Origin of the sequence: Acinetobacter sp. Tr-809 (assembly GCF_011753255.1) — a bacterium.
Classification (GTDB): Bacteria; Pseudomonadota; Gammaproteobacteria; order Pseudomonadales; family Moraxellaceae; genus Acinetobacter.
Map to the genome: position 1 here is coordinate 1 of NZ_VWVZ01000017.1, position 879 is coordinate 879.

Consider the following 879-nt stretch of genomic DNA (forward strand, 5'->3'; position numbering starts at 1 on the left):
TATCGCCTAAAGCAAATTGGTTACTGCTTGTACCATTTCCAAACTTAATGCCTTTGTCCGCTGTCGCTTGTGCTGCATCTGCCGCATTTTGAGCAGTCGTCACATTTTGGTTGGTCGTAAATAATTGTCCACCATTCACCGCATCTGTCGATGCTGCTGAGCTGATATCTCCAGCAGTCACATTGGTGATCTTTTTATTACCTGCATTGATACCTGTCGTTTTATCTACAACAACTGTACCTACAGTTACCTTGTCGAAGTTCACATCTTTCGCTGTCGATACTTGATAGTTGCTTGAACCATCTGCATTCGTCGTTGGGGTCACAACAACGTTATCTCCAGCTGTAACCGTTGTTTTCGCTTTAGTGGCCGCATCTTTAACGCTTGTGATCGCTCCATCAATTGTGTTCGAACCTGTACCACCAATGTTACTTGTCGTGATTGCACCAGTTGTTGCATCAATTGTGGTTGAACCACCTACAATGTTCTTCACATTGTTTGCAGTGTTGAATAATTGGCTACCATTCACCGCATCAGTTGAGCTTGAATTTACCGCACCCGCTTTTACGTTAGTAATCGTGGTACCACCAGTACCTGCAAGCGTGATCTTGTCTTTAGTCGTTGCATTGTCATATTTAACTGCTGCATCGTCTAACGTACCCAACTTGCTATCAACTGCTGCCAATTGATCTTCTGTTGCTGCCTGACCTGATACTGCTGTGCCGTTCCAGGTCTTGTTCGTTAAACCACCGATCGTACCTGCTGTACCATCAATAGTGACTGGATTCGCTGTACCAACTTTAATGGTATTGCCTAAGCCTAGCTGTACACCATCTGCTGTCGTGGTACTGGTGATGCTGCCATCTGCTGAACCTTTAA

Annotated in this window: 1 pseudogene; it reads right to left on the minus strand. The window is 44.8% G+C overall.

Going from position 1 to position 879, the window contains the following annotated elements:
- Positions 1-879: pseudogene (locus tag F3J02_RS18355) on the minus strand (hypothetical protein); the annotation flags it as partial.